The sequence below is a fragment of the Ottowia massiliensis genome, from assembly GCF_900240305.1.
Taxonomy (GTDB): domain Bacteria; phylum Pseudomonadota; class Gammaproteobacteria; order Burkholderiales; family Burkholderiaceae_C; genus Ottowia; species Ottowia massiliensis.
In genome coordinates this window covers 1264654-1285033 of sequence record NZ_LT964854.1, presented here as the reverse complement: position 1 = coordinate 1285033, position 20380 = coordinate 1264654, and the positions used below count along the sequence as shown (strand labels likewise).

The 20380-nt window shown below is 65.9% G+C and carries 20 protein-coding genes; 3 read left to right on the top strand and 17 right to left on the bottom strand.

Translation table 11 applies throughout. The features are described from left to right. Positions 1-339: 339 nt before the first annotated feature. The 10 genes from C1720_RS05900 to C1720_RS05855 all read right to left on the bottom strand — a co-directional run bounded on the left by C1720_RS05900 (position 340) and on the right by C1720_RS05855 (position 10732). Positions 340-1227, bottom strand: a complete 888-nt coding sequence (locus C1720_RS05900) for a fructose bisphosphate aldolase (protein WP_102283552.1) — start codon at positions 1225-1227, stop codon at positions 340-342. A gap of 241 nt (positions 1228-1468) precedes the next feature. Continuing rightward, positions 1469-2950 (bottom strand): pyruvate kinase, encoded by a 1482-nt coding sequence (gene pyk, locus C1720_RS05895; RefSeq protein WP_102283551.1) that lies wholly within the window; start codon positions 2948-2950, stop codon positions 1469-1471. A 122-nt stretch (positions 2951-3072) separates the two neighbouring features. Further along, the gene (locus C1720_RS05890) at positions 3073-3360 is read right to left on the bottom strand and encodes a DUF3325 domain-containing protein (protein WP_102283550.1); all 288 of its coding nucleotides are present in this window, start codon (positions 3358-3360) and stop codon (positions 3073-3075) included. Next, positions 3357-5078, bottom strand: a complete 1722-nt coding sequence (locus tag C1720_RS05885; protein WP_102283549.1) for a PepSY-associated TM helix domain-containing protein — start codon at positions 5076-5078, stop codon at positions 3357-3359. Before C1720_RS05885 ends, C1720_RS05890 begins: the two co-directional genes overlap by 4 nt. Next, the gene (locus tag C1720_RS05880; RefSeq protein WP_102283548.1) at positions 5075-5398 is read right to left on the bottom strand and encodes an iron transporter; all 324 of its coding nucleotides are present in this window, start codon (positions 5396-5398) and stop codon (positions 5075-5077) included. The genes C1720_RS05885 and C1720_RS05880 overlap by 4 nt, the downstream gene beginning before the upstream one ends. A 449-nt stretch (positions 5399-5847) precedes the next feature. Continuing rightward, positions 5848-6756 (bottom strand): TPM domain-containing protein, encoded by a 909-nt coding sequence (locus tag C1720_RS05875; RefSeq protein ID WP_199170960.1) that lies wholly within the window; start codon positions 6754-6756, stop codon positions 5848-5850. A 143-nt stretch (positions 6757-6899) separates the two neighbouring features. Then, entirely contained in the window at positions 6900-7553 is a 654-nt protein-coding gene (locus C1720_RS05870; RefSeq protein WP_102283547.1) for an ABC-type transport auxiliary lipoprotein family protein, read from the bottom strand. A 168-nt stretch (positions 7554-7721) separates the two neighbouring features. Continuing rightward, the gene (locus C1720_RS05865; protein WP_102283546.1) at positions 7722-8747 is read right to left on the bottom strand and encodes an MlaD family protein; all 1026 of its coding nucleotides are present in this window, start codon (positions 8745-8747) and stop codon (positions 7722-7724) included. Continuing rightward, positions 8748-9614: an ABC transporter ATP-binding protein gene (locus tag C1720_RS05860; protein WP_102283545.1), complete on the bottom strand. Its 867-nt coding sequence runs from the start codon at positions 9612-9614 to the stop codon at positions 8748-8750. Then, complete coding sequence (locus tag C1720_RS05855; RefSeq protein ID WP_102283544.1) at positions 9611-10732, bottom strand: MlaE family ABC transporter permease; 1122 nt, start codon at positions 10730-10732, stop codon at positions 9611-9613. Before C1720_RS05855 ends, C1720_RS05860 begins: the two co-directional genes overlap by 4 nt. A 144-nt stretch (positions 10733-10876) precedes the next feature. On the opposite strand from C1720_RS05855, the gene C1720_RS05850 reads away from it, so the two are divergent. The 3 genes from C1720_RS05850 (at position 10877) to C1720_RS05840 (ending at position 12769) form a co-directional block, all read left to right on the top strand. Then, positions 10877-11347, top strand: coding sequence for a bactofilin family protein (locus tag C1720_RS05850; protein WP_102283543.1), 471 nt, complete (start codon positions 10877-10879; stop codon positions 11345-11347). A 26-nt stretch (positions 11348-11373) separates the two neighbouring features. Further along, a complete protein-coding gene (locus C1720_RS05845; protein WP_102283542.1) occupies positions 11374-12171 on the top strand; it encodes a hypothetical protein in 798 nt (265 codons plus the stop codon). Positions 12172-12448: 277 nt separating this feature from the next. After that, positions 12449-12769: a YciI family protein gene (locus tag C1720_RS05840; protein ID WP_233199822.1), complete on the top strand. Its 321-nt coding sequence runs from the start codon at positions 12449-12451 to the stop codon at positions 12767-12769. A 111-nt stretch (positions 12770-12880) separates the two neighbouring features. Here C1720_RS05840 and groL read toward each other — a convergent pair whose 3' ends face one another. The 7 genes from groL to C1720_RS05805 form a co-directional block, all read right to left on the bottom strand. After that, positions 12881-14521: a chaperonin GroEL gene (gene groL / locus C1720_RS05835; protein ID WP_050715182.1), complete on the bottom strand. Its 1641-nt coding sequence runs from the start codon at positions 14519-14521 to the stop codon at positions 12881-12883. A 142-nt stretch (positions 14522-14663) separates the two neighbouring features. After that, on the bottom strand, positions 14664-14954 hold the full coding sequence (gene groES, locus C1720_RS05830) for a co-chaperone GroES (RefSeq protein ID WP_050715183.1): 291 nt from the start codon (positions 14952-14954) through the stop codon (positions 14664-14666). A 387-nt stretch (positions 14955-15341) separates the two neighbouring features. Continuing rightward, positions 15342-16121 (bottom strand): acetoin reductase, encoded by a 780-nt coding sequence (locus tag C1720_RS05825; RefSeq protein WP_102283541.1) that lies wholly within the window; start codon positions 16119-16121, stop codon positions 15342-15344. Between the two features lie 301 nt (positions 16122-16422). Next, positions 16423-17427: an L-threonylcarbamoyladenylate synthase gene (locus C1720_RS05820; protein WP_102284530.1), complete on the bottom strand. Its 1005-nt coding sequence runs from the start codon at positions 17425-17427 to the stop codon at positions 16423-16425. A gap of 98 nt (positions 17428-17525) precedes the next feature. Further along, on the bottom strand, positions 17526-18827 hold the full coding sequence (locus C1720_RS05815) for an FIST signal transduction protein (RefSeq protein WP_102283540.1): 1302 nt from the start codon (positions 18825-18827) through the stop codon (positions 17526-17528). Positions 18828-19016: 189 nt separating this feature from the next. Next, positions 19017-19760: a PhaM family polyhydroxyalkanoate granule multifunctional regulatory protein gene (locus C1720_RS05810; protein ID WP_102283539.1), complete on the bottom strand. Its 744-nt coding sequence runs from the start codon at positions 19758-19760 to the stop codon at positions 19017-19019. Positions 19761-19828: 68 nt separating this feature from the next. Next, positions 19829-20362, bottom strand: coding sequence for a copper chaperone PCu(A)C (locus C1720_RS05805; protein WP_102283538.1), 534 nt, complete (start codon positions 20360-20362; stop codon positions 19829-19831). Between the last annotated feature and the right edge of the window lie 18 nt (positions 20363-20380).

Below are 20380 nucleotides of genomic sequence, written 5' to 3'. Positions count from 1 at the left end.
CTCAATCCCATGAAAAAAACCGCCCGGCCTGATGGCGCGGGCGGCCTGTTTCAATGGGCTGTTCAAGATGATTCACCGTGAGCAGACTCCGGCGCGGCTGAGGGCCGGAGCAGCGCCTTCAGGCCGGCCCTGCCTGCTTGGCGGAACTCAAAAAAAGGAACTGATTCAAGGCAATCTAAATGGCGCTTCGCGCAATGCGCACTAGGACATGGCGCTATGAAGAAAAGAGCGAAATGTGTACCCATCCCGGAGATGGCCCGCCTGCCGCTTGAACTCGCTCCGGCCGGATTCGTTCTTTTCGCGCCCACGGCCAGATCATGAGCAGGTTCCGAGCGCCGGTCAGGCGATGGAAGCCTGATAGATGGATTCGATGGCCTTGTCCAGCGCGGCGTTGAATTCGGCATCGCTTTGCTGGGCCGTCAGTCCTTCGGTCAGAGCGCGGCTGAAGCTGGCGATGACGCCGGGGTTTTGCGCCAGCAGCGCGTTGGATTCATCGCGGCTGTAGCCGCCCGAGAGGGCCACCACGCGCAGCACGCGCGGGTGTTTCACCAGATCGCCATAAGCGCCCGCCACGCTGGGCAGCGTGAGCTTGAGCATCACTTTCTGATCGCCGGGCAGTGCGTCCAGCCGCTCGATGAAGCCGGCCTTGAGCAGGCTTTCGGCCTGCGGCTTGTCGGCGGCCTTGATGCTCACTTCCGGCTCCAGAATGGGCACGAGGCCCGCTTTGAGAATTTGCTGGCCCACGGCAAATTGCTGATCCAGCGCGGCGGCAATGCCCCGGGCATTGGCCGCGTGGATGACCGAGCGCATCTTGGTGCCGAAGATGTTTTTGCCAGCGGCGCGCGCCAGCAGGCTGTCCAGCTGGGGCATGGGCTTCATCAGCTGCACGCCGTCGGCCTCATCGGCCAGGCCCTTGTCCACTTTCAGGAAAGGAACGACCCGCTTGCGCTGCCACAGGTAATCGGCGGCGGGCAGGCCGTCGAATTCGCGGTCCATCGTCATCTCGAACAAGATGGCGCCCAGCACGCGGCGGCCATCGAAGGCGGGGCTTTGCACGATGCGCGCGCGCATGGCGTGCACCAGGTCGAACATTTGCGCTTCGCTCTGCCAGGCCGATTCGTCAAGGCCGTAGAGCTTGAGCGCCTTGGGCGTGCTGCCGCCGCTTTGGTCAAGCGCGGCGATGAAGCCTTTGCCGCTGGCGATCTGGTCCATCTGTTGCTGGTTCATGGCTGTGTCTTTCGGGAAGATTGAAAAAAGCGCCGCTGCGGGCGGGCAGGCGGCGCGGGGAGAAACGGGCCGGATTATCGGCGGCGCGCAGGGCCAGCGGCCGCCCGCGCAGGCAGGCAGGTTTCATCAAAAAAAAGAGCGAATTTGGCAGGCATGAAAATGCCATTCGCGCCCATTCGACCAGGACATCGCGCTACGAATAGAAGAGCGAAATTGGCCTCTCTTGCGCCGCCTGGCGCCTCTATCCCACGCGGCTGATCTTGAGCATGTTGGTGCCGCCTGGCGCGCCCATCGGCTCGCCGCAGGTGATGGCGTAGATGTCGCCCTGGCTCATCACGCCGTGGCGCAGCAGGCAACTCTCGGCTTGGCGCAGGGCTTCGTCGCGGTCGGCGCTGGTGTCCATCAGCATGGGAATGACGTTGCGGTACAGCGCCATCTTGCGTTGCGTGACCACGCGCGGCGTGAGCGCGTAGATGGGGATGCCAATGCGGCGGCGGCTCATCCACAGCGCGGTGGAGCCGGAATCGGTCAGCGCCACGATGGCCTTGGCGCCCACCAGCGCCGCCGCGTGCAGCGCGCTGGCGGCAATGGCCTGGTCGATGCGCGGCAGGTGGCTGTGGCTGCCGTCGTACTCGTGGTCAGAGGCTGCCATGTGCTTTTCCGCTTCTTCGCACACGCTGGCCATGGCCTGCACCGTCTCCAGCGGATAGCGGCCTGCGGCGGTTTCGGCGCTCAGCATCACGGCGTCGGTGCCATCGAGCACGGCGTTGGCCACGTCGCTCACCTCGGCGCGGGTGGGCACGGGGTTGTTGATCATGCTCTCCATCATCTGCGTGGCGGTGATGATGAGGCGGTCATGCTCGCGCGCCAGACGGATCATGCGTTTTTGCAGCGCGGGCACGGCCGCATGCCCCACTTCCACGGCCAGATCGCCGCGCGCCACCATGATGCCGTCGCTGGCCAGCAAAATCTCTTTCAGGTTGGCGATGGCCTCGGCGCGCTCGATTTTTGCAATCAGCCCCGGCCTGTGGCGCTGGCCTGCGGCGGCCACGTTGCACAGCTGGCGGGCCATTTCCATGTCCGTGCCGCTTTTGGGAAAGCTCACGGCCACGTAATCGGCCTGAAGGCCAATGGCCGTCTTGATGTCTTCCATGTCCTTGGCCGTCAGCGCCGCCGCCGTCAGCCCGCCGCCTTGCTTGTTGATGCCCTTGTTGTCTGACAGCTCGCCGCCCACGCGCACCACCGTGTGCACCGCATCGCCCGCCACGCGCTGCACATCCAGCACGATCAGGCCGTCATTGAGCAGCAGCACGTCGCCCGCCTTCACGTCGCCGGGCAGCTCCTTGTAGTCCAGCCCCACGGCGTGTTCGTCGCCCGGCTCCTGGCGCGCGGCATCCAGAATGAAAGGCGCGCCTTCCTTGAGCTGCACCTTGCCCTGCGCGAATTTGCCGACGCGAATTTTCGGGCCTTGCAAATCAGCCATGATGGCCACCTCGCGCCCCACGCGCCGCGAAGCTTCGCGCACCCGCTGCGCGCGGGCAATGTGATCCTGCGCATTGCCGTGGCTGAAATTGAGCCGCACCACATCCAGGCCCGCGCGGATCATGCTTTCAATCACCTGCGCATCGCTGGAAGCGGGGCCAAGCGTGGCCACGATCTTGGTGGCTTGATCCACGATGGGATTTCCGGTCAGGACTGAAGCGGCAGCAGACGAGACTGGCATGGCGGCAAGGAAAAAGTGGCAATTCTGGCACGCGCCGCCTGCGGCGCACCGCCCGCCTGCCTTCATGAATCACCCCGCTGCGCTGCCCCGCTTTCTGCTTCCTGCCAGACTCTGAACAGCCTCTAGCGGCGGGGCCAGGCGTAGCTCAACGCCAGCATTTGCGCCAGCGCGGCGGACGTCAGCACGCCCAGCCACAGCACCCAGCCTTGAGCGGGGCCGCGCTCCAGCAGGCAGGCGGCCAGGGCCAGCAGCAAGCCAGCGATGCCTGCGGCGCGCAGCCAGGGCTGCCAGCGGGCAAAGGGGCGCTGCGGGCCGAGCACGTCATGAAAGTGGCGCTCCATGCCCAGGCTCAAAGCCACAAAACCAGCAAAAGCGCAGACAAAGGCAGTCAGCAAAAGCAGGGCGTTCATGGCGTGGCGGGGCTTTCCGGAGCGATGGCGGGCAGTGCAGCGGCGGACGCGGGCGGCTCTGGCGCTGCCTTGGGCGTTTCTGAAGCGGGCTTGCTGGCGGTTTTGCGCGCAGCAACCTTGGCCGAAGCGGCGGCGGCTGCGGCTTCGCGCTGCCGCAGCCAGCGCACGGCGGCCCACAGCCCCAGGCCCAGCAGCAGGCAAACCGCGTCAAACCCGGCCACGCGCCACAAACCGGCGGGAATGCTTTGCCCCCAGTGCGCCCCGCCCGTGGCGGCATTCAGCAGCGGCATCAGCGCCAGCAGCGCGCCCGCCACGGCCAGCAGCGCCTGCCACAGCCGCTGCGAAGGCCGCGCCAGCCCCAGCGCCAGGCACAGGCCCCACGCGGCAAAAAACAGGCTGATTTCCGCATTGGCGCGATCCGGCAGATCGACAGGCAGCAGCCGGTTGGCCCAAAAGTAGGCAGGCAAAGCCACCAGCAGGCCGCCTATGGCGCCCAGGTTCAGCCCATCCACCACGCGCAGCAAAAAGCTGCCCTTTTCGCCGCGCTTGAGGGCTTTCAGATGCTGCGGGCGCTCCTTCACGGCCCACAGCAGCAAGCCCGTGGCCACCATCGCGCAGCCCATCAGGCCGCTCAGGAAAAACAGCCAGCGCAGCGGCGCATTGGCAAAACGGGCCGTGTGCAGGCCCTCCATCACGTTGTAGGTGTGCACGGCAGCGCCCGGCTCTTCGCCCGCCGCGCCCAGCAGCTTGCCGCTGGCGCCTTCAAAGCGCAAGGAAGGCGGGCGCAGGCTCATTTCGCTGCCATCACCCTGGCGGGCAATGGTGATGACGGCGGCCGCATCGCCCGGGTTTTCCACCATCACGCGCCCGGCCAGGCCGCCCCAGCGCCGCTGCGCCTGCTCCACCAGCGCGGCCACATCTGTCAGCGGCGCTTTTTCGCCGCTGGGCTGGGCATTGCCCGGGCGGCCGCCAAAAGCTTCGGCCTGATAGGCAGGCAGCCCCGCCTCGCCATAAGCGGCCTTGGGCGCCCAGGGCATGTACATGAACATCAGGGTGCACAAGCCCGTGTAAGTAATCATCAAGTGATACGGCAGCGCCAGCACGGCCGTGGCGTTGTGCGCATCCAGCCAGCTGCGCTGGCCTTTTTTGGGGCGGAAGGTGAAAAAGTCCGCAAAGATGCGCTTGTGCGTGACGATGCCGCTGATGATGGCCACCAGCATGAACATGGCGCAAAAGCCCACCACCCAGCGCGCCGTCAGCGGCGAGAGATAGTGCAAATCAAAGTGCAGGCGATAGAGAAAGTCGCCCCCGCGCGTGTCCCGCGCGCTGGCATGCGGCTGGCCGCTGGCATCCAGCGTGGCCTCGCCAAAGCGCACGGCGCGCCCGCCCTTGGGATCGGCATTGGGCTTGAGCCACATCAGCGTGGACACCGGATCGCGCGCGCTGGGCAAGGCAATGAACCAGCGCGGGCTGCCCGCCGCGTTGGCCTGCATCCACTCAATGGCCTGCCGCGCGCGCTCGGCCTGCTGCTGCGGCGTGGCCGGCTGCGCACTCGCTTGCAGGGCCGCCGCGTGCATTTCAGGCTTCATCCAAAACGTGATTTCCGGCCGCCAGTAAGCCGCCGTGCCCGCCGCAAACACCAAAAACAGCACCCAGCCCACCAGCAGCCCGCTCCAGGTGTGCAGCCAGGCCATGGATTGACGAAAGCCGTTTTTCATGCCCCGCCTCCTGCCGCAAGCGGCGCCATCCAGCCCAGCCAGCGCAACGCCGCCGGCAGCGCCGCCACGGCCAAGGCCAGCGCCAGCCCGCCCCACGCGCGCGCAGCAGTCGAAGCGGCAAAAGCCCACAGCGCCGCCCCCGCATACACGGCAAACGAAGCCAGCATGCCCCAGGTCACCGCCTCGGAACGGGCCAGCGGCAGCAGCAGCGCCAGCGCCACGCTGCACAAAGCAGCCAGCGCATAGCCGCCCACAATGGCCGCCAGCGCACGCGAAACAATGCCCAGCCGCTCAGGCCAGGGCGCGGGGATGGAAAGCATGAAACACCCAGAAAATGAGAAACGTTCAAAAAACGTTTGATTTGGCCACGAAACGGAGTGAAATGCCGCGTGGCGCCCAAAAACCAGCTCACAGTCTGGCCGGAGGAGCGAAAAGACAGATCGGGATGGGCCGCAAGGCACAGAAGGGCCTTGTGATTCATCGGGGGTTTGCAAAACCGCAGACCGCCCGGGGGCGCGCTTTCCACACCTACGCTATGAACAGGTTCTGAAAACGCGCCATGGCGCTCCATGACGCGCCCGTGAGGGGCTGCGAGAGGAAGATGAGCAAGGCACAGACAGTAGGCACACCAGGCTTTTTTGCTCCTTTATCAATAGCAATATGTCCTAGTAGATACTGCGCGAAGCGGTATTTTTGGCACCAAAAATTCGCTACTGTTTTTGCGCTGCCAGGCAGATAAAGCTGCGCGAACGCGCCTGAAAGGATGCGCCTACCAGCTGCCGCTGGCGCCGCCGCCGCCAAAGCTGCCGCCGCCGCCCGAGCTGAAGCCGCCGCCACTGAAGCCGCCGCCCCCGCCGCCAAAGCCGCCGCCGCTCCATCCGCCGCCTGAGCTGCTGCCGCCACCGCCCTTGCCGCCGCCCGACAGGGCGATCAGCCAGACGAAGAAGGCGACGATGAGCGCCGCCACCACGCTGAAGGTCAGAAAGAAGGTGATGGCGCCGCCTGCCAGCCCCGCCGTGAAGGCCCCTTTCTTGCGCCCGAACAGGCTGCGCAGCACGCCAAGGCAGGCGATGACGAAAAACAGGATGAAGAAGATGAGTTCCGGCCCCGTTGCGCTCCGGTTTGCGTCGGCCTGGGCGGGCAGCGGCAGGTCTTCGCCACGGATGCGGGCGGCCACGGCGTCGATGGCGGCCTGAAGGCCTCCCGCGTAGTCGCCCTGACGGAAGTGCGGGGCCATCTGCTGGTCGATGATGCGTTTGGCGATGATGTCGGGCAGCGCGCCTTCCAGCGTGCGGGCCACTTCAATGCGCATCTTGCGCTCGCGCAGGGCCACGATGATGAGGGCGCCGTCGCCCACGTCCTTGCGCCCCAGCTTCCAGGCGCTGGCCACGCGGTTGGCGTAGGCGGCAATGTCTTCGGGCGCGGTGGTGGGCACCATGAGCACGGCCACTTGCGCGCCCCTTTCCTGCTCCAGCGCGGCCAGGCTGGCTTCGAGCGCGCTGGCTTGTTCGGCGGTGAGCGTGCCCGTCTGGTCGATCACGCGGGCGGTGAGCGCGGGTATGGCCTGCGGGGCCTGCGCACTGGCCGCCAGCGCCAGGGCCAGCCACAAGGCCAGCGCCAGCAACAAGCTCAGCCAGCGCGGCGGGCGGAAGGCGAAGGGGGCGGCAAGGGCATTCATGACGGTCAGGCTTGGAGCAAAAGAAAGCAGATGCGGAAGATGCCAGAAAGCGGCGGCATGCCGCCTTTTTTCCGGCAGGCCGCTTTCAGGTTTGCGGCCAGGCCGTGCGCAGCTCCTTCTCCGGCTTTCAGCCGCCCGGAGCCTCACGGCGCGGGGCGGGGCAGGCGGTCCAGCCAGGCGGCGAGGTCGGCAATGGCGGCGTCGGCGGCTTCGCGCATGGCTTTGGCGCCGCCGGCGGCGTCGGGCGTGGGGGCGGGGCGCTGGACGGTGAAGGTGTGCTGACCCAGCAGGCGCTGGCTGGCGCGCGGGGCGATGAGGGTGGCGCGAATCTGGATGCGGGCGTGGCTGCGGTTTTCGGCTTCAAAGACCTGGCTGAAGTCGTCCAGGTGCACGCGCAGCTCGGCAGCGGCCAGCCCTTCGCCCGCGCCGACGACGGGGCGGCTGGCGGCCAGGGTTTCGCGCAGGCGCTGGGTGAGCAGCTCGGGCGGACTCATGCTCCAGCGTGCGCGCGCGTAGGGGCGGGGCTGATCGGCTTCGTTTTTGTAGGCCAGGCGGTAGAGCATGGCGGGGCTGTCCAGCGCGGCGGGCGCGGTCACGGCAGGCAGGGCCAGGGGCGGCTGGCTGGCCGCGCCGCTGGCCGTAGTAGCGGCGGGCAGGCCGAGGTCATAGCTGGCAGGGCGCGCGGGCTTGTCTGGCAAAGGGGTGCTGCATGCGGCAAGCAAGGCGGCGGCCAGGGCAAGAACCCAGGCCCAGGCTGGCGCGAAGGCGCGTGAGGGGGCGGCGGCGGTCTGGTTCATGGCGGTTTCAGCAGGAAATCAGGGCGGCGGGGCGAATCAAAAAAACAGAGCAAATCAAGAGGGCACCGAAACGGGTTCTGCGCACTTTCCACTAGGACGTATAGCTATGTTTTCAGGAGCGAAATTGAGGCTTGTCTGCATGCCGGATGGCTCATGGCCCGTGCGCTTTCAGGGTGCGGGAATGACGACGGGCGTTTCAGCCGGGGCGCCGCCAGTGGCAAAGCCCGGTTCGCCGGGGCCGGGGGGGATGGGGCCATAGCCAAAGAGCAGCGATTGCGGGTTTTCGGTGAAGGTGGCGGCGGCGCGGTCCACGCGGCGCAGGGCACTGCTGGCGTGATGAGTGGCTTGCTGGATGCCGGGCAGGGTGTCGGCGGCCAGGATGCCGACGCTTTCGTTCAGGCTCTGAAGCACGCCGCCGTTGGCGGTGAAGCTTTGCATGCCGTTTTTGACGCTGGCGGCGGCGGCCTGCAAATCGCCCGTGGCGCGGCGGGCCTGCACGGCCACGTCTTCAAAGCCCTTGAGGGTGGCGGTGGCCTGCCTGACGAGGACGGGAATGCTGCTGTGGCTGGGGCCGAACTGGGCGGTGATGGTGCGGTTGGTGTCGTCAGCGAGTTTGGCAATGCTGCGGGCGGCGCCCGCCATGTCGCGGGTGGCTTCGCCAAGGTCGCGGATGGCCTGCGCGATGGCCTTGCGGTTGTCTTCTTCCAGCAGGGCGTTGATGCGCGAGGTGGCTTCGCTGGCCTGGCTCATGAGCACGCGGGCGTGGTCGGTGAATTCGCCCAGCAGGCCGCTGCGCAAAGGGATGCGGGGCAGCTGGCCGCGTTCGGCCTCGATGGCCTCGGTGCTGCGGCCATCGTTGTCAAGCTGCACGTAAGACAGGCCGGTGATGCCCTGGTAATCGAGCCGCGCGTAGGTGGAGCGGGTGATAGGCGCGCCTTTGTCCACTTCAATGCGCACGAGCACGTTGCCCAGCTTTTCGTGGTCAAAGCTGATGCGGGTGACTTTGCCGACGGTGACGCCGCGAAAGCGCACGGGGGCTTGCTCTTGCAGGCCGCTGATGGGTTCGTGTGTGCTCATTTCGTAGGCGTCGCGCACGGTGCGGTCGCTGGTGAGCCAGGCGGCCAGGCCGATGAGCATGGCGCTGACGATGAGCACGAACAGGCCGGCAGCCAGGGCGTGTGATTTGTTTTCCATTCAGGCTCCTGAAGATGGGGCAGCAGGGGGCGCCAGGCGGGCGGCCAGATGCGCCAGCTGCGGCAAGTCAGAAATGGCGCGCAGGCCCCGCTCGCCCAGGAAGAAGTGGCGGATGAAGGGGTGGTCAAACGCCAGCACTTCGGCCACGGGCGCGGCGATGATGACGCGCTGCTCGGCCAGCACGGCCACGCGGCTGGAGAGGGCAAAAAGCGTGTCCAGATCGTGCGTGACCATGACGACGGTCAGGCCCAGCTCCTGGTGCAGCGATTGCAGCAGCGCGCAAAAGGCATCGGAGCTGTCGGGGTCCAGCCCGGCCGTGGGTTCGTCCAGCATGAGCAGGGGCGGATCCATGATGAGCGCGCGCGCCAGCGCCACGCGCTTGATCATGCCGCCCGACAGCTCGGCGGGCATCTTGTGCGCGTCGCCCGGCTTCAGGCCCACCATTTGCAGCTTGAGCAAGGCGGCGCGGCGCACCAGTTCATCAGGCAGGGTGCGCAGCTCGCGCAAAGGGAAGGCAATGTTGTCCAGCACGCTGAAGGCGGAAAACAGCGCGCCTTGCTGAAAGAGCATGCCCACGCGCGCCGCCGCGCCCGGCCGGCCCAGCTCGGCGGCGGGCCGCCCCAGCACGCGCACGCTGCCAGCCGCTGGCGTGTTCAGCCCCAGCATCTGGCGCAGCAGCACGGTCTTGCCGGTGCCGGAGCCGCCCACGAGCGTGAGCACTTCGCCCCGCCGCACGGTGAGATCGAGGTCTTTGTGAATGACCACGCGCCCGCCCTCGGGCAGCGCGAAGGCGCTGGTCAGGCCCCGGATTTCAATAACGGGATCGCCCGGCGCGGGCAGCAAGGAAGCGTCGCTGCGCCCGCTCATATGCCCACGCTCTTGAACAGCACGGCAAACAGCGCGTCAATGAGAATGACCGCCGTGATGGCCGCCACCACCGAGGCCGTGGTGCCGCGCCCCAGGCTCTCGGTATTGGGCTTGACTTGCAGGCCGTAGTGGCAGCCGATGAGCGCAATGGCCACGCCAAACACCACCGACTTGCCCACGGCCAGCGCCAGATTGCTCACGCGCACGGCTTGCGGCAGCGTGTGCATGAAAAAGCTGGGCGTGATACCCAGCGTGATGTCAGCCGCCAGCATGCCGCCCAGCAGCGCCGTCAGCGAAGTCCACACCACCAGCAGCGGCATGGCCACGGCCAGCGCCAGCGCGCGCGGCAGCACCAGCCTGAAGCCTTGGGCGATGCCCAGCACGCGCATGGCGTCCAGCTCTTCGGTCACGCGCATCACGCCAATTTGCGCCGTGATGGCCGAGCCGGAACGCCCCGCAATCAGCACCGCCGCCAGCAGCGGCCCCAGCTCGCGGATGAGCGCCAGGCCCAGGATGTCCACGATGAAGGCATCCGCGCCAAACTGCCGCAGCACCTGGCTCATCAGATAGGCCAGCACCACGCCAATCAAAAAGCCCACCAGCGCCGTAATAGGCAGCGCCTGCGCGCCGATGTGGTAGAGGCTGCCTGAAAAATCACGCCACGGCCCGGCCTGCGGCGCGCGCGCCAGGCGCAGCGCGTCCAGAAAAAGCTGGCCCATGATCTGAACGAAGCCGCGCACCTGCGCCAGCGCGCCTTCCACGCCCTGGCCCAGGCTGTCAAAACGCTGCGCGAAGCTGGCATGCCCGCCAGCGGCGGGCGGCAGGGCGGGCTGGTTTGCCACACGCTCCAGCAGTGCGCGCTGCGCCTGGCTGGCGTGCAGCGCGGCGGGCCACTGGCGGCCCCAGCCGTCCCACAACACCAGCGCGCCCAGGTGGTCAAACCCGGCCAGGCCACGCAAATCCCATTCGCCAGCGCTGCCCGCCGCTTGCGCCAGCGTTTTTCGCAGGCGCGGCAGCACGCCTTTTTGCGCCAGCGCCGCCGCCGTCCACACGCCTTGCGGCTGGGCGCAGCCACGGGCAGCAGGCAAGACGGCCAGGCGGGGAGTGGAGTCGGTCATGCAGGCGTTGGGGATTGCAAGAAAAGCAAGTAAAGGAAAAAGGGGGCAAATGCGGGCATTTCAGACCGTTTTGATGCGTAACACCCATTAGACTGCCCGCCAGCCATTTGATTCAACATTATCTTTTATTCCCAAGGAGAAGACATGGCCCTGAGCTTTGGCAAACGCGAGAACGAATCACAACCCACTCCCGTGCGTCCGCTGGGCGCTGCGCCCGCTGCGTCGTCCGTGCAGCCGCTGGGCGCGCATGCTGCCAGCCAAGCCGCGCAGGCGGCCGCTGACAACGGCGCGCGCCTGACGGTAGGCGCCAACATCAAGCTCAAGGGCGTTGAAATCACCGATTGCGACACGCTGGCCGTGGAAGGCACAGTGGAAGCCACCATCAACGCCCGCGTCATCCAGATTGCCGACAAAGGCGCCTTCAAAGGCACCGCCGAAATCGACACGGCTGAAATTCGCGGCCTGTTCGAAGGCACGCTCACCGTGCGCCAAAAGCTCATCATCTACCCCACCGGCAAAGTCACCGGCAAGGTGCGCTACGGCAAGATCGTGATTGAGGAAGGCGGTCAGCTCTCCGGCGAAATCACGGCTGACGCGCAGGCTGGCAAATCCTGACCGCAAACGTGCCGCAGGCATTTTCCATGCGTGCCCTGCGCGCCTCCCATCGGGCTGCTTCGGCAGCCTTTTTCATGGCCTGCGCCCTGCTGGCCGCAGGCTGCGTCAGCAACGCCCCCACGCCGCACGGCAGCGTGCAGGGCGCCGAATTTGGCGGGCAGGAGCTGCTGCAAAGTGAAGGTAACCGCCTGGCGGGAACCGCCATGCAGGCCAATCTGCAAAGCCTGCTGTTGCTGGCCGACAAGCTCTACCGCCGCAATCCCGTGCAGTGGCGCAAAACCGCTGCCTCGCGCGAGGCCGCCCTGCTGGCCATCCGCCAGGCCGTCATGCAGGAAGCTGACGAGGCAGCCGGGCAGGAGCCGCCCGAGCAGGAATCCGCCTCTGCCATCGCCTGGCCCGCGCTGCAAGGGCGGCGCGACGTGGCCGCGCTGGCGTTGGCGCTCTCGCCTGATTTCACGGGCGACCGCGTGGCGGCCTTCGTCATCGCTTGCGCCGACACCCTCATCACCGCCCACGGCGGCCAGCGTCAGTTCCATTACCTGAGTGGCCCCGACCCCCAGCACATCTACAACGCCGCCCGCAACATGGAAATTGCGCTGTGGATTCTCAACACCCGCCGCGACAGCGCAGGCCGCCCCTTGCTGCTGGCCAACGAAGCCGGCCCCGCCGGGCGAAACCTCAGCTTCGAGCGCGAGTTCGGCAAGATCATTGGCCGCCTGGATCTGGTGGCCGCGCACCTGACCGAGCGCCACCGCCGCGCCGCCATTTCCTTTCTCCAGGGCATGGCTGCCGCCCCGCTGCTGACTTTCCTGCCCGTGCGTTAGCCACGCGCCGCTTTTCACTCTCAAAGCCGCAGCAACAAGGCAAGGCAAGGCAATCAAGTATTAACAAATAGCACAAACCCTGAATATCTTCTTAAATGGTGGAACCGCCGAGCCAAACGGCAAACCATTGCCGTTCCAATCGGGCAGATCACATGCCGTGGCGGTCAATACCGAATTTGCCGCCAAAGGCGCATAGCGAATAGGGTCCTGGATAAAGCCAAGAAAATCGGCGCGCCCTGTGATTTTGAAGCGGCGTTTTTAGGCGGCATTTGATTCAATGGCCGCCATTTTCAAAGGGAAACAAATGTTTATCGTGTCATTGGAATATATCAAAGGATTGCCGGAAGTCGAAGCCTGTTTGCCCGAGCATATTGCGTATCTCGAACGGTATTACAAAGAGGGCATCTTTTTGATGTCGGGGCGCAAAAAGCCGCGCACGGGCGGCATTATCCTGGTGAAGGCGGATCATCGGGAACAGGTGGAAAGGCTGATTCGGGAAGATCCATTTCACCGCGAAGGCGTGGCGGAATACCAGATTACTGAATTTGCTCCCACCAAAACCGCCGAAGATTTAAGTCAATATCGGGAAACAGCCTGAAGACCGCGCCCAATAAAAAAGCTGCCAGCTCGCGAAGGACTGGCAGCTTTGAAGACCGGGCGCAGGGCAAGCGCCGAGGTGAGGCGCTTGACGCCCGGCAGGGCTGGCTCTTTACATGTCCATGCCCATGCCGCCCATGCCGCCCATGCCACCGGGGGCGGCAGGGGTTTCTTCCTTCGGGGCCTCGGCCACCATGCATTCGGTGGTGAGCATCAGACCGGCCACGGAAGCGGCGTTTTGCAAGGCGGTGCGGGTAACTTTGGTGGGGTCCAGAATGCCCAGCTCGATCAGGTCGCCATACTGGCCGTTGGCGGCGTTGTAGCCAAAGTTGCCTTTGCCTTCCAGCACCTTGTTCACGACCACGCTGGCTTCGTCACCGGCGTTGATGACGATTTCGCGCAGGGGCGCTTCAATGGCCTTGAGCACGAGCTTGATGCCGGCGTCCTGGTCGGGGTTGGCGCCTTTGATGTCGCCAGCGGCCTGACGGGCGCGCAGCAGGGCCACGCCGCCGCCAGCGACGATGCCTTCTTCCACGGCAGCGCGGGTGGCGTGCAGGGCGTCTTCCACGCGGGCTTTCTTTTCTTTCATTTCCACTTCGGTGGCAGCGCCTACCTTGATGACGGCCACGCCGCCAGCGAGCTTGGCCACGCGCTCTTGCAGTTTTTCGCGGTCGTAGTCGCTGGTGGCTTCTTCGATTTGCACGCGGATTTGCTTGACGCGCGCTTCAATGTCTTCGGCCTTGCCAGCGCCGTCGATGATGGTGGTGTTTTCCTTGCCCACTTCGATGGTTTTGGCCTGGCCCAGATCGGCCAGCGTCACTTTTTCAAGCGACAGGCCCACTTCTTCGGCAATGACTTTGCCGCCGGTGAGGATGGCGATGTCTTCCAACATGGCCTTGCGGCGGTCGCCGAAGCCGGGGGCCTTGACGGCCACCACTTTCAGGATGCCGCGAATGGTGTTCACCACCAGCGTGGCCAGGGCTTCGCCTTCCACGTCTTCGGCAATGATGAGCAGCGGGCGGCCAGCTTTGGCCACGGCTTCCAGCGTGGGCAGCAGGTCGCGGATGTTGCTGATCTTCTTGTCAAACAGCAGCACGTAGGGGTTTTCCAGCACGGCGGCTTGTTTGTCGGGGTTGTTGATGAAGTAGGGGCTGAGGTAGCCACGGTCGAACTGCATGCCTTCGACCACGTCCAGCTCGTTGTTCAGGCTCTTGCCGTCTTCCACGGTGATGACGCCTTCCTTGCCCACTTTGTCCATGGCGTCGGCAATGATTTGGCCGATGGATTCGTCAGAGTTGGCGGAAATAGTGCCGACCTGGGCGATTTCCTTGCTGGTGGTGGTGGCCTTGCTGGCTTTTTTCAGTTGCTCGACGAGTTCAGCCACAGCTTTGTCGATGCCGCGCTTCAGGTCCATCGGGTTCATGCCGGCGGCCACGTATTTCATGCCTTCGCGCACGATGGCCTGGGCCAGCACGGTGGCGGTGGTGGTGCCGTCGCCAGCGGTGTCGCTGGTTTTGGAGGCCACTTCCTTGACCATTTGTGCGCCCATGTTCTGGAGCTTGTCTTTCAGCTCGATTTCCTTGGCGACGGACACGCCGTCTTTGGTGATGGTGGGCGCGCCGAAGCTGCGTTCCAGCACCACGTTGCGGCCTTTGGGGCCCAGGGTTGCCTTCACGGCGTTGGCCAGGATGTTCACGCCTTCAACCATGCGGGCGCGGGCGTCAGAGCCGAAAACAACGTCTTTTGCTGCCATTTGTGTGTATCTCCGTAAAAAGCCGGGGTCAGGCCCGGCAGAAATCAAAAATCAAAAGGGATCAGACGGCGCGCCAATATGTTGCGAGTTGCTGCAAGATGGATGCAGGATGAATGCAGATGGCGGCGCAGTCCGGGAAAAATCACTTCTCGACGACGGCGAACAGGTCGTCTTCCTTCATCACCAGCAGCTCGTCGCCGTCCACCTTGACGGTCTGGCCGCTGTATTTGCCAAACAGCACGCGGTCGCCCACTTTCACGCTCAGGGCCTTGGTTTCGCCCTTGTCGTTGGTCTTGCCGGGGCCGACGGCCAGCACTTCGCCCTGGTCAGGCTTTTCGGCGGCGTTGTCGGGGATGACGATGCCGGAGGCCGTTTTGGTTTCGTTTTCCAGGCGCTTGACGATCACGCGATCGGCGAGGGGACGCAGTTTCATGGACATTCCTTCAAAAGGTTGTTTGAAAAAGAGGGCTGGCAGGGGCCTTGCGGCGGGCCTGCCAGGCTGAATGCATGGCGGCGGGGCTGGTTTGTTAGCACTCGCCGCCAACGAGTGCCAATGATAGGGGCGGGCTTCGGGCTTTCAAGGCCCCGCTGGCAAAGAAAGCACCATCGCCCGCTTCTTTCCGTCCGTCTGTCCGGCCCGCCCGCCGCCGCGCGCCTTGCCGCCGCGCCGCCTTTCGCCTTGAAGCGATTCGCCTGTCTGGCTAACCGCTGTTGCCGCTGCCAGGTGCGCTGCGGGCAGGCCCAGGCAAAAAAAGCCGCCGCAAGGGCGAAGCGTCTTGCGGCGGCTTTTTTCAGGCGGGCGCGGGCTGCGCCTGCGGCATCAGCGGAACACCATGCCGCCGTCGATGAGCACGGCCTGGCCGGTCATGTAGTCAGAGTCGGGCGAGGCCAGGTAATGCACGAGCGAGGCCACGTCGGCAGGCACTTGCGGGCGGCCCATCAGGATGCCGGATGAGAAGCGCTTGAAGGCTTCGCCGGGCTGCCAGCCGTGAATCTTGGCCATTTCCTCGTCAATGCGGTCCCACATGCGGGTGCCCGCCACGCCGGGGCAATAGGCGTTCACGGTAATTTTGTAGGGCGCCAGCTCCTTGGCGGCGGTGACGGTGAGCGAGCGCACGGCGTGCTTGCTGGCGCAATACACGCCCAGCAGGTCGTAAGACTCATGCGCGGCAATGCTGGCGGCGTTGATGATCTTGCAGATGCGGTCGCCGCCCTGCTTTTTCATTTGCTCGGCGGCGGCCTGAATGCCAAAGAGCACGCCCTTGACGTTGATGCCAAACACGCGGTCAAAGTCGGCTGCGGTGACTTTGTCCAGCGGCATGACGTCTTCAATGCCCGCGTTGTTCACGAACACGTCGATGCGCCCGAAAGCCTGCACGGCGTGCTGCACCAGCGCGAACTGGTCTTCGCGGCAGCTCACGTCGCCACGGAAGGCGGTGACGGCCTGGCCTGCGGACTTGAATTCGGCCTCGGTCTTTTCCAGCGTGGCGGCATTGATGTCGGACAAAACGATCCTGAAGCCATCCTGCGCCAGCCTCTGGGCAATGCCTTTGCCCAGGCCGTCGCCTGATCCGGTAATGACAGCTACTTTTTCAGTCATGGTGTCTCTCCTTTGCTGACTGGGTTGAGAAAAGCGGGCCGCAGGATGCGGAAAACGATAATTTCAATTCAAAAAGAGGAGCAAATTCAATGCCTCCAAAACAGCATGTGTCGCAATGAATACGGGGACCTCGCGCTATCAAACAAGAAGCTAAAACTGATAGACCATTACCAAGAACTGACCACAGCCGCCAAGTCTGCGGCGGCCCAGAAGCTGACGCCGGTTTTATCACTGCGCATGGCAATGCGACTGCACTTTTCTTGCGCCTGGCGCAGAAGTTTTCGCTCGACTCACTCTCTGCTCACTCGCGCGCGCCTGCGGCGCTGGCTGCTGCGCGCTCCAGGCGGTCGCGCACGCCTTCCCATTCGATTTCGGGCGGGGGCGTTTCCACCCAGATGAGCTTGACTTGCGCCTGGTCAAACGCGCGCAGCGTGGCAAACAGCTCGTGCGCGGCCTGCGCGGGGTTGTCGGGCATGCGGCGCAAGATCAGCTTGCGCGAGGCGGATTTCAGCGCGGCGCGCGACCACACGGCAATGTGCGCGGCCTCGCTGCCCAGCAGCTCCAGCGCGGTTTTCAGCATCTTGCCGTCCATCAGCCGCACCGTGGCGCGGGGCGCGTAGTGGGCGGCCAGCGTGCCGGGGGCCTGGGGGCCGGGCGCGGCCAGCTCGTCTGGATGGCGCACGCGGCAGCCCGCCGCTTTTTCCAGCTCGGCGCGTGAAATTGCTCCGGGGCGCAGCAGCACGGGCTGGCCGCGCGTGCAGTCCACGATGGCCGATTCAATGCCCACCGCGCAAGCGCCGCCGTCCAGCACCAGCACGTCTGCGAATTCTTCTGCCACGTGCGCCGCCGTGGTAGGGCTGACGCGCCCGAAGCGGTTGGCGCTGGGCGCGGCCAGCCCGTGCACGCCGCGCGCCGCGCAGGCCGCCAGCAGGCTTTGCGCCACGGGGTGCGCGGGGCAGCGCAGGCCAATGCTGGCGTGCCCGCCTGCCGCTTCGTCTGCCACGCCTTCGCGGCGCGCGAGGATGAGCGTGAGCGGCCCGGGCCAGAAGGCGGCCATCAGCCGCTGCGCCAGATCAGGCACTTGCCGCGCGAAATGCCCGGCCGCTTCGCTGCCTGCCACGTGCACGATGAGAGGGTGGCTGGCGGGCCGGCCCTTGACGGCGAAGATGCGGCGCACGGCCCCGGCGTTTTCAGCATCGGCGGCCAGGCCATACACGGTTTCGGTGGGCAGGCCCAGCAGCTCGCCGGCGGCCACGGCGTCGGCGGCCTGCGCCAGCGCGCCGGGTTGGGTGGGGTCAAGAATCATGATGGGTGAGCAGGGCGGAAATACTTTGATTTTGATAGCGGCCCGCGCAGATTCCACTAGGACCTGGGGCCGATTTGTGCCTGAAAAGCCAGGCCGCTTCAGCTGATGGCCTCGTCCACGAACACCGTGAGCACGCCCGCATAGCCCAGCAGGCGGCGGCTGGCGATTTCGCCGCCGGAGAAAAAGCCGGTGAGCGGCACATCGCCCAGAGCCTGGCGAATGGTTTGCAGCTCTGCGCCCGGATGGCCGAAATGGGGGCCGCCCCGGCTGGCGCAGCTGACGTAAATGGCCCCGGCAATGCGCCGCGCCGGATGCGGCTGCGACAGCGGCGGCGGCGCAGCCAGCGCGGCGGCGGTTTCAGCGGGAATGAAGGCCGGCTCAAGCAGGTCCCGAATGCCCGAGCAGATGCGCCGCAGGTCGGCGCGGGCCTTGGCGGCGTCGCGCTGGCAAAAAGCCAAGCGCTGGCCGCAATGCACTGCGTCAGCCACGGCCAGGCCGCGCTGGCCGGGGTCAATGCCCACAAGGTGGCGCACCAGCACATCGGCGCCGAAGCGGCCATGCCGCAGGGCCAGCTCTTCGCTCATGCCGCAACTGACTGCGGGGCAGGCTGCTTGCGCGTCGCACAGACCCACCAGCATTTGCCGCACGGCGTGCATGGCCTGCTGGGGCTGGCACAGATCGATTCGCATGTCGTCCAGCATCACGTCAAGAGCAGGCTCGCCGTCGATTTCAAACACCATGTTGCCTTCGCTTCGCGTGATGGTGTGCCAGGGGCCAACCGGGTGGCAGCCTTGCGTGACGCGGGTGATGAGCGGCACGCCCTCGCCAAAGGCCACGCCCGTGAGGCCGCCGCTGAACACGCCGCCCAGCAGCGCGCCGCCCGCCATGCCGCCCGAGCGCGAGGCGGCCATCTGCACGGTAGCGCCCCGGCTGGCTGCCAGGCCGCCAAACAGATGGCCGCACGCCGTGCAGTCGGCCAGCTCGGCAATCAGGCCCGCCACATCGGGCGTGTGCGCGTCGGCATGCACCAAGGCGGCCTGCGGAGAAAAAACGCCCTGGCGGCGCAGCGGAGCGACGCCTGAAAACACGCGCCACTGCTCTGGCGGCAGCTCGCAGAGCATGACGGACAGGGCCGGCTCGTCAAGATATTCCGCATTGCTCGCGGCCACGCCCGCGCCCACGGCGCCCGCCCAGCCCAGCACGCCCGGCAGCGCCTCGGCCAGCCAGTCCAGCAAATGCTGTGCGTGGGGCACGTAAGGGCTGGTGATGTAAAGCAGCCCCAGCGTGGGGCTGCTGGCGTAGCCGGGCAGCGCCATTTGCGCACGCAACTGCGCCAGCGCCAGGTGCGCCGCCATTTGCCACTGCGGGTGCGTGGCGTGGCCAACGGGAAAAAGCTTCATGCCGTCAAGAGGGCCTTAATCGAGTGAGCCTGAAAGCCTGCCCGGAAGCCCGACCTTGAGGAACCGCGAATCGGAATGGCCGCAAGGCGCAAACCGCCGCCGGGTCTTGTGGCCGGCAAGGGTTTGCAACGCAGCAGAGCGCCCGAGGCCCGCGCTTTTGCCCCCACGGGCAGGCCATGAGCAAGTTCTTCATGACAAGTCTGCGGCGCTTGCGCCTCTGGCCGGCTTGCCTTTGCGGGGCGCTGCGGCCTTGCCTGCCTTGCCGCCCGCCTTGGCGGCGGCTTTGGTGGTTCCGGCGGTTTTCGTGCGGGCCTTTGCAGCGGTTCTGGGCACCGTTTTGGCGGCTGGCCGGGCGGCGGTCTTGTCCACGGCCTGGGCCGCCTTTGCGTCAGCCGCCTTGGCCGCAGGGGCCTTGGCGGCAGGCGGGACCATGGGCGCCGTCATGGCGCTGGCGGCTGTGGCGGCCGTCGCCGCCGTGGCAGCGGCCATGCTCTGGAATTGCTGGGTCAGCGCATTCCACCATTGCAACGGGTCGGGCACGGCGCTATTGACTGCTGCCGCAGGCTCCGACTTGGCGGCCTCAGGCGCAGCCCGGGTTGCCGCCGGAGGCGGCGGCGCGGAAGCGGCCGCTGCGGCTGGCTTGGGCGCTGCCGCTGGCATGGCAAAGGCGCGCGCCAGCTCGGCAGCGCCCACGTTCATGCTTTGCAGCGTGGCCAGCGTCATCTTCTGCACTTCCAGCGCCTGAATGCCCGCCTTGATGGCCGCAGCGTTTTGCTCCAGCCAGAACAGCACCGTTTTCAGCTCGGCAATGCGCTTGTCCAGCTCCTGCTCGCTCACGGTGGGCATCAGCCACGCGGAAGCGCCTTTGCCCGTGAAAAAGTCCAGGCCCGGAAAGAAATTGCCGAAATCAAATACGCCGCCAGACTGGCTCATGCTGGTCTCCTGAAGTTGTAGAAAGTGCAATGAGAATACCGCGCGCGGCGCACCCGAACCCACTGTTTTCAGCGCGCGCGAACGGCCGGAGAAAGACGGGCGCTTTCTGGAGCGCTGGCCGATTCATCCTCCGCCGCAGCCTGCGGATCGGGCCGCCCCAGCGCGCGCACGGGCACGCGCAGCTCAATGGAGCCTTTCATGCCGGAGCCGTCTTCAAAGATGAGCGTCAGCGGCACATCGGCGCGCGGCGTCAGCGGCTGCTTCAACCCCATCAGCATCAGGTGTCCGCCGCCGGGCTTGAGCGCTACCGCCTGCCCCGCTGGCAGCGGCAGCGCAGGCGTGGCGTGCATGCGCATCACATCGTCTTGCAGCGACATTTCGTGAATTTCGATGCGCTCGGCCAGCGGCGAAGAAGCGCCCACCAGCCGGGCAGGGGCCGCAGACTTCAGCGTCATGTACACCCCCGCCGTCTGCTGGCCCGGCACGGTGGCGCGCGCCCAGACGCGCTCGACGGCCACATCAATCAATCCGCCCTTGGGTTGCGCCCAGGCCGCGCTGGCGGCCAGCATGGCGGCCAAAGCCAGAAAATAGGATTTGCGCATGACCGGAAAACTCCTTTG

Excerpts from the sequence above, each read along its gene's own strand:
- groES (WP_050715183.1), bottom strand. The coding sequence starts at position 14,954 with ATGAAACTGCGTCCCCTCGCCGATCGCGTGATCGTCAAGCGCCTGGAA.
- C1720_RS05880 (WP_102283548.1), bottom strand. The coding sequence starts at position 5,398 with ATGCTTTCCATCCCCGCGCCCTGGCCTGAGCGGCTGGGCATTGTTTCG.
- C1720_RS05875 (WP_199170960.1), bottom strand. The coding sequence starts at position 6,756 with ATGAATGCCCTTGCCGCCCCCTTCGCCTTCCGCCCGCCGCGCTGGCTG.
- C1720_RS05825 (WP_102283541.1), bottom strand. The coding sequence starts at position 16,121 with ATGACTGAAAAAGTAGCTGTCATTACCGGATCAGGCGACGGCCTGGGC.
- C1720_RS05890 (WP_102283550.1), bottom strand. The coding sequence starts at position 3,360 with ATGAACGCCCTGCTTTTGCTGACTGCCTTTGTCTGCGCTTTTGCTGGT.
- C1720_RS05845 (WP_102283542.1), top strand. The coding sequence starts at position 11,374 with ATGCGTGCCCTGCGCGCCTCCCATCGGGCTGCTTCGGCAGCCTTTTTC.
- C1720_RS05820 (WP_102284530.1), bottom strand. The coding sequence starts at position 17,427 with ATGATTCTTGACCCCACCCAACCCGGCGCGCTGGCGCAGGCCGCCGAC.
- C1720_RS05815 (WP_102283540.1), bottom strand. The coding sequence starts at position 18,827 with ATGAAGCTTTTTCCCGTTGGCCACGCCACGCACCCGCAGTGGCAAATG.
- C1720_RS05860 (WP_102283545.1), bottom strand. The coding sequence starts at position 9,614 with ATGAGCGGGCGCAGCGACGCTTCCTTGCTGCCCGCGCCGGGCGATCCC.
- C1720_RS05850 (WP_102283543.1), top strand. The coding sequence starts at position 10,877 with ATGGCCCTGAGCTTTGGCAAACGCGAGAACGAATCACAACCCACTCCC.
- C1720_RS05805 (WP_102283538.1), bottom strand. The coding sequence starts at position 20,362 with ATGCGCAAATCCTATTTTCTGGCTTTGGCCGCCATGCTGGCCGCCAGC.
- C1720_RS05865 (WP_102283546.1), bottom strand. The coding sequence starts at position 8,747 with ATGGAAAACAAATCACACGCCCTGGCTGCCGGCCTGTTCGTGCTCATC.
- C1720_RS05870 (WP_102283547.1), bottom strand. The coding sequence starts at position 7,553 with ATGAACCAGACCGCCGCCGCCCCCTCACGCGCCTTCGCGCCAGCCTGG.
- C1720_RS05810 (WP_102283539.1), bottom strand. The coding sequence starts at position 19,760 with ATGAGCCAGTCTGGCGGCGTATTTGATTTCGGCAATTTCTTTCCGGGC.
- pyk (WP_102283551.1), bottom strand. The coding sequence starts at position 2,950 with ATGCCAGTCTCGTCTGCTGCCGCTTCAGTCCTGACCGGAAATCCCATC.
- C1720_RS05840 (WP_233199822.1), top strand. The coding sequence starts at position 12,449 with ATGGCCGCCATTTTCAAAGGGAAACAAATGTTTATCGTGTCATTGGAA.
- C1720_RS05900 (WP_102283552.1), bottom strand. The coding sequence starts at position 1,227 with ATGAACCAGCAACAGATGGACCAGATCGCCAGCGGCAAAGGCTTCATC.
- C1720_RS05855 (WP_102283544.1), bottom strand. The coding sequence starts at position 10,732 with ATGACCGACTCCACTCCCCGCCTGGCCGTCTTGCCTGCTGCCCGTGGC.
- C1720_RS05885 (WP_102283549.1), bottom strand. The coding sequence starts at position 5,078 with ATGAAAAACGGCTTTCGTCAATCCATGGCCTGGCTGCACACCTGGAGC.
- groL (WP_050715182.1), bottom strand. The coding sequence starts at position 14,521 with ATGGCAGCAAAAGACGTTGTTTTCGGCTCTGACGCCCGCGCCCGCATG.